This is a genomic window from Nocardia sp. NPDC046763 (genome assembly GCF_040645495.1).
Lineage (GTDB): Bacteria > Actinomycetota > Actinomycetes > Mycobacteriales > Mycobacteriaceae > Nocardia.
Genome location: NZ_JBEYYI010000072.1, coordinates 1 through 6,274, shown reverse-complemented (window position 1 = coordinate 6,274; position 6,274 = coordinate 1). Strand labels below are relative to the sequence as shown.

Annotated in this window: 3 protein-coding genes and 2 pseudogenes; 4 read left to right on the top strand and 1 reads right to left on the bottom strand. The window is 68.2% G+C overall.

Features of this window, described 5'->3' with window-relative positions:
- Positions 1-45 precede the first annotated feature (45 nt).
- The 4 genes and pseudogenes from ABZ909_RS43265 to ABZ909_RS43250 all read left to right on the top strand — a co-directional run bounded on the left by ABZ909_RS43265 (position 46) and on the right by ABZ909_RS43250 (position 6,107).
- On the top strand, positions 46-4,884 hold the full coding sequence (locus tag ABZ909_RS43265; RefSeq protein WP_357012253.1) for an amino acid adenylation domain-containing protein: 4,839 nt from the start codon (positions 46-48) through the stop codon (positions 4,882-4,884).
- Positions 4,885-4,892: 8 nt separating this feature from the next.
- A pseudogene (locus ABZ909_RS43260) lies at positions 4,893-5,033 on the top strand (Tn3 family transposase); the annotation flags it as partial.
- On the top strand, positions 5,008-5,226 hold the full coding sequence (locus ABZ909_RS43255; RefSeq protein WP_357012256.1) for a hypothetical protein: 219 nt from the start codon (positions 5,008-5,010) through the stop codon (positions 5,224-5,226). The pseudogene ABZ909_RS43260 and the gene ABZ909_RS43255, both read left to right, overlap by 26 nt.
- Positions 5,227-5,708: 482 nt before the next feature.
- A complete protein-coding gene (locus tag ABZ909_RS43250; RefSeq protein WP_357012251.1) occupies positions 5,709-6,107 on the top strand; it encodes a DUF4870 domain-containing protein in 399 nt (132 codons plus the stop codon).
- Between the two features lie 88 nt (positions 6,108-6,195).
- Here the strand turns inward: ABZ909_RS43250 and ABZ909_RS43245 are convergent.
- A pseudogene (locus ABZ909_RS43245) lies at positions 6,196-6,274 on the bottom strand (fructose-bisphosphatase class II); the annotation flags it as partial.

Below are 6,274 nucleotides of genomic sequence, written 5' to 3'. Positions count from 1 at the left end.
GCCCGCGGCTACGTCGCCCGCCCCGACCTGACCGCGGAACGGTTCGTGGCCAGCCCCTTCCGGCGCGGCGAGCGCCTCTACCGCACCGGCGACCTGGTGCGCTGGAACAGCGACGGCGAGCTGGTCTACCTGGGCCGCACCGACTTCCAAGTGAAGCTACGCGGCCTGCGCATCGAACTCGGCGAAATCGAAGCCGCCCTCACCTCCCACGCCACCGTCGACCAAGCCGTCGTCGTCATGCGTTCCGACACGGACCGCGGTGACCAGCTCGTGGCCTACGTGGTTCCCGAGCGCTCAACCGCCGCGAACCCCGCCCACAGCGCAGCGGAGGGCGAATTCAACACAACGCTGGTTCGCGGCGCGTCTCGATTCTGGACTGACGGAGCGGGGGAGCGAAGCGGAGGAGCGGAGGAGGGAAGAATCGAGACCTCCAGCGCCGCGAACCCCGCCCGGAGCGCAGCGGAGGGCGAATTCAACGCAGCGCTCAAGGCGCACCTCGGCGCCCGGCTGCCGTCCTACATGGTGCCCGCCGCCCTGGTGGTGCTCGACGCCATGCCGGTCAACGCCAACGGCAAGCTGGACCGGAAGGCGCTGCCCGCACCGGAATTCGAGGGCCGCGAATTCCGCGCACCGGTCTCCCCGGTCGAGCAGACCGTCGCCACCGTCTTCGCCGAGACCCTCGGCCTGCCCGGCCCGCTCGGCCTGGACGACGACTTCTTCGCCCTCGGCGGCAACTCGCTGGTCGCCACCCAGGTGGTCGCCCGCCTCGGCGCGGCCCTCGACACCCGGGTGCCGGTCCGCCTGATCTTCGACGCGCCGTCCGTGGCCGCGCTGGCCGACCGGCTGGAGCGGGCCGCGGGCACGGGCCGCACCCCGGCCCTGGTGGCCGGACCGCGCCCGGAACAGGTGCCGCTGTCGCTGGCTCAGCAGCGCATGTGGTTCCTCAATCAGTTCGACACGGCCGCTTCGGCATACAACCTGCCGATGGCGCTGCGCCTGGACGGCGAGCTGAACGTGGACGCGCTGTGCGCCGCGGTCGCGGATGTCGTCGCCCGGCACGAGACCCTGCGGACCGTCTACCCGCAGACCGGCGGCGCCGCCCACCAGGTGGTGCTGCCCGCCGAGCAAGCGGTGCCGGATCTGATCGCCGAACCCGTGGCCGCCGCGGATCTGCCCGAACTCATCGGCACACTGCTGTCAACCGGCTTCGACGTCACGCGTGAGATCCCGCTGCGCGTGCGGCTCTTCCGGGTCGAACCGGCCGTGCATGTCATCGTGCTGGTGGCCCACCACATCAGCGCCGACGGCTGGTCCATGGGCCCGCTCGCCCGCGACCTCATGACCGCCTACATCGCGCGTTCGGCCGGCGCCGCGCCCGCCTGGACGCCGCTGCCGGTCCAGTACGCCGACTACAGCCTGTGGCAGCGCACCGTGCTCGGCTCGGAAAGCGATGAGCAGAGCCTGATCTCGCAGCAGGCCGCCTACTGGCGCGAGGCGCTGGCCGGACTGCCCGACGAACTCAACCTGCCTGCCGACCGCCCGCGCCCGCCGGTGTCGAGCTTCGGCGGCGGCCTGGTGCCCTTCCACATCGACGCCGACATCCAGCACGGCCTGCAGCGTATCGCGCGCGAGCAGAACGCCACGCTGTTCATGGTGGTGCACAGCGCGCTGGCGGTGTTCCTGGCACGGCTGTCCGGCACCGAGGACATCGCCATCGGCACGCCCGTCGCGGGCCGCGGCGAGGCCGCGCTGGACGACGTCATCGGCATGTTCGTCAACACCCTGGTACTGCGCTCACACGTGGACGGCGGCCTGGGCTTCCACGAACTGCTGGCCCGCACCAAGGAAACCGACCTGCAGGCCTTCGCACACGCGGACCTGCCGTTCGAGCGGCTGGTCGAGGTGCTCAACCCGGAGCGCTCCACCGCCCGCAACCCGCTGTTCCAGGTCATGCTGGCCTTCCAGAACCTGCCGGGCAACGACTTCGAACTGCCCGGATTGCGCATCGCCGCACTGGAATCCGGCATCCAGACCTCGCAGTTCGACCTGTCGCTGACGCTGCGGGAGAGCAGTGACGACAGCGGCCTGCACGCGGTCTTCACCTACTCCACCGATCTGTTCGACGCGCGCACGGTCGAGGTGTTCACGGAGCGGTTCGCCCGCCTGCTCCAGGCCATCGTGGACCATCCGGTCACGGCCGTCGGCGACCTGCCGCTGCTCGACTCCGACGAGTACGAGCTGCTCACCCACGTGCACGGCGACGAGGTCATGGCCACCGTGCTGCTGCCCGAACTGCTCACCCGCGGTGTGGAACTGGGCCGCGACCGCATCGCCGTCCGCTACCGCGGCCACTCCACCACCTACGGCGAACTCGACGACTATTCCTCGCAACTGGCGCGGGTGCTCATCGCCCGCGGCGTCGGCCCAGAAAAGCTGGTCGCCGTGGCCTTCCCGCGTTCTTTCGAGATGGTCGCTTCAGTACTGGCGGTCGCCAAGGCCGGTGGCGCGCACGTGCCCGTCGACCCGAGCTACCCGCCGGATCGGGTCCGGCACATGGTCACCGACTCCGGCGCCGTCATCGGCATCACCGGCAAGGCGTTCGAGTCCGCGCTGCCGGGCGAGGTCGACTGGCTGTGCCTGGACGACGCCACCACCGAGCACCTGTGCGCGGCGGCGGCGCGCGAGCCGGTGACCGACGCCGATCGCCTCGCCCCGATCCATGTGAGCAATCCGGCCTATGTCATCTACACCTCCGGGTCCACTGGAATGCCCAAGGGCGTCAGCGTGACCCATGCCGGTCTGGGCGGCCTCGCCGCCTACGCGGCCAGGCTCCACGATCTCGATCCCAACGGCAAGGTTCTGCACATCTGCTCGCCCAGCTTCGATCCCTCGGTGCTGGAATGGATCTGCGCGTTCTCGCTCGGTGCCACCCTGGTCGTGGTGCCCCGTGAGGTCCTGGGCGGACCCGAGCTCGCCGAGCTCATGCGCTGCGAGGGCGTCACCCACGCCCTCATCACCCCGGCCCTGCTCGGCACGGTCGACGCGGCTGCACAGCCGCAGCTGAAACTGGTGTCGGTCGGTGGCGACGTGACACCGCCGGAGCTGGTGGCCAAGTGGAGTACCGCAGATCGGGTGTACCACAACGCTTATGGCCCCACCGAGACCACCGTCATGGCCGCCTACTCACAGCCCGAGCCCGGCCGCCACATCACCGTCGGCGCGCCGGTGCGCGGCATGTCGGCGTTCGTCCTCGATGCTCGGCTGAACCCGGTGCCGCCGGGCGTCGTCGGCGAGCTCTACCTCAGCGGAGCCGCACTCGCGCGCGGCTACCGCAACCGGAGCGGGCTTTCGGCCGAGCGATTCGTCGCCAACCCCTGGGGCGCGGCGGGTGCGCGCATGTACCGCACTGGCGATGTGGTCCGCTGGTACGCCGAACCCGACCAGCGAGACGGCAATCATGCTGGGGGAGAGGGGAATTGGGAGATCGATTATGTCGGCCGCTCCGACTTCCAGGTCAAGGTTCGCGGGTTCCGCGTGGAGCTCGGTGAGATCGACAGTGTGTTGGCCACCCACCCTGACGTCGAGTACGCGGTCACCCTCGGCCGCAAGAACGCCGTAAGCGTCACGGTGCTGGTGTCCTACGTGCTCGCTGTGCCCGGCCGCCGAATCGATGCGGATCGGCTCACCGCGCACGCGGCGCGGACGCTGCCGCCACACATGGTGCCCGCCGCCATCGTGGTCCTCGACTCGCTGCCGCTTACTCCGGTCGGGAAACTGGACCGCAAGGCGCTGCCCGAACCCGAACTGCGCCAAGGCGAATACCGCGCACCCACCAATCTGCTCGAGGACGCGGTGGCCGCGGCCTTCGCGCAGGCGCTCGGCCTCGATCTCGTCGGCATCGACGACGACTTCTTCACCATCGGCGGCAACTCGCTGCTGGCGACCGGTATTGTCGCCAAACTGCGCGAACTGACCGGGGCCGAGGTGATGGTGTCGTGGTTGTTCACTGAACCCACTGTCGCCGGGCTCAGCGCCCGCATCGCGGCTGCGATGCGGGGACACCACGATGACGACGCTGCGGCCGACTCCGCGCTCGGTGTCCTGCTGCCCATCCGGGCCACCGGCACCCGCACCCCGCTGTTCTGCGCGCCGCCCATGGTCGGCATGGCCTGGCCGTATGCGGGCCTGGCCCGCTTTCTACCCGAGGACCAACCCATTTACGGTCTCCAATCGCCAGCCCTCACCGGGGACGACTACCGGCCACACTCGCTGACACAGGTCGCACGGCGCTACATCGAGGTCATGCGCAAGGTGCAGCCTGAGGGCCCGTACCGGCTACTCGGCTACTCCCTCGGCGGTGTGCTCGCGCATGCCATCGCCACCGAATTGCAGGCTGCCGGACAGCGAGTCGATTTGCTCGCCATCCTCGACGCTTACCCAGGGGCCGAATTCTCCGATTTCCGCCAATCCCTGCGCGAGCAGTTCGCCGAATTCGGCATCAGCGAGGACGCGCTGCCCGCCGGCGATCTCCAGGATCTCAGCGACGAGGCGCTGAAAGCGCTGCACGCCGCCATCCCCAGCGATCTGGCCGCGCTCACCCCGCAACGGCTGCGCCGCATGTACCGCGGCGCGGTCCGCACTGTGGAACTTGGTGCGCACTACCAGCATTCGGTGCTCGACGCCCACATGGAACTCTTCGCCGCCGAATTCGGCCGCGAAGACGGCATGGCACACAGCGCCGCCGACTGGCGGCCGTACGTTACCGGGAACATCTGCGAGTACAGGGTGCCCGTCAAGCACCAGCTCATGTGCACACCCGAAGCCTACGCGGTCATCGGCCCGCGCTTGGCCAGCCTGATCGAGCGAGCCGACGACACCGCCTGAGAGCCTTCCGGGCCCGGCACCTGGAAGCCCGGACCGAGCAAGCCTGGTGCCTGACTCTGGCCACCAACGCGGTAATCGCCTGGACCACAGAGTATTACGGGCTCGCTATCGAGCAGATGCGTCGTGAAGGCCGCCGCATCGACGACGAGCATGAAAGACCAGAAGTTGGCCGACTGCGCCGCAAAGCTGTTCATCGATTCGGGCATGTCGCAGGACGGCCTGAAGGTCATGGCCAAGCCCGGCATCTTCACCGAGACGGACCCGTCGGCCCTCGGCCTGAGTAACGACGACCTCGAAAAGGGACGGGCCGCTATGCAGAAGATCATGACCAACTGCGAGTAACCGCCCGCGCCACACCGATTCGATCCGATCGAAATAGCCCCGGCCCAGCAAGCCATCTGCCTGGATTATCCGCCTGAAGGCACGATGTTCCAGACCCGGTCCGCTGAGTATGGCTGGCCGGAGAGTGGACGGGGGCCGTGTGGCCAGCCGCAATCGGTTGGCGTGCAAGCGGGGTCGGGCGGTCAGCCTACGCCCGTGTCTGCCGCAGCGCTGTGCCGCAGCAGCCTGAGGGACCAGAGTTGCCTTACGCGAACCGGTTTCCTGACAAACGTGACCAAGGTGAGCGAGTCCGGGCGGACGACGGCCGACCATGTCCGGACCTGTCGCCATGCGACGCCAGCAGTCGCGCCACGGCCCGACCGTCCGATGGATATCGCTGTTCCCAGCGACATCGAAACTCGTCGCGGATTCGGGTGGCGGACAACGGCCGGGCACCCCATAATGCATGCGTCAGAAGGCTCATGAACATGAAAGCTACAACTATGACGTCTGCTCAGCCTCCCGTCGGCCAACCGTCGCCGGCCGGCTTGAACAAGAAGACCAGCGCCATCCTGTCTTATGTGTTGGGGTGGCTCACCGGAATCGTCTTCCTTTTCGTGGGGAAGAACGACCCGGATGTGAAATTCCATGCCGCGCAATCGACCGTTTTCTTCGGGGCGGCCTCGGTGGTCAATATCGTCCTGAGCGTGATCAGTTCGATCCTCGGCACGCTGGGGATCATCTTCAGCCTCGTCGGCCTGGCGGTTGGGGTATTTACGTTCGTCGTCTGGATCATGGCGATGATCCAGGCGAACAACACCGGTGGCGTCCGCGCAGAGCTTCCCATTGTCGGAAAGTTCATCGCGCCCTACGCCGATAAGCTGGCCAATTCGGTCAAGTAGCAGCGCAATCGGCCTCTCGGGTACTTCAACCCGAGACCTCACCCATACGCCGACACAGACAACGGCTTTCACACAACAGTTGAGGGGTGCCCTGCAGCGCGCCGCCCAGGCAGCGCATGGCGGCCGCGGCGATGATGCCCTCGGGGGTACCGCCGATGCCGATCAGC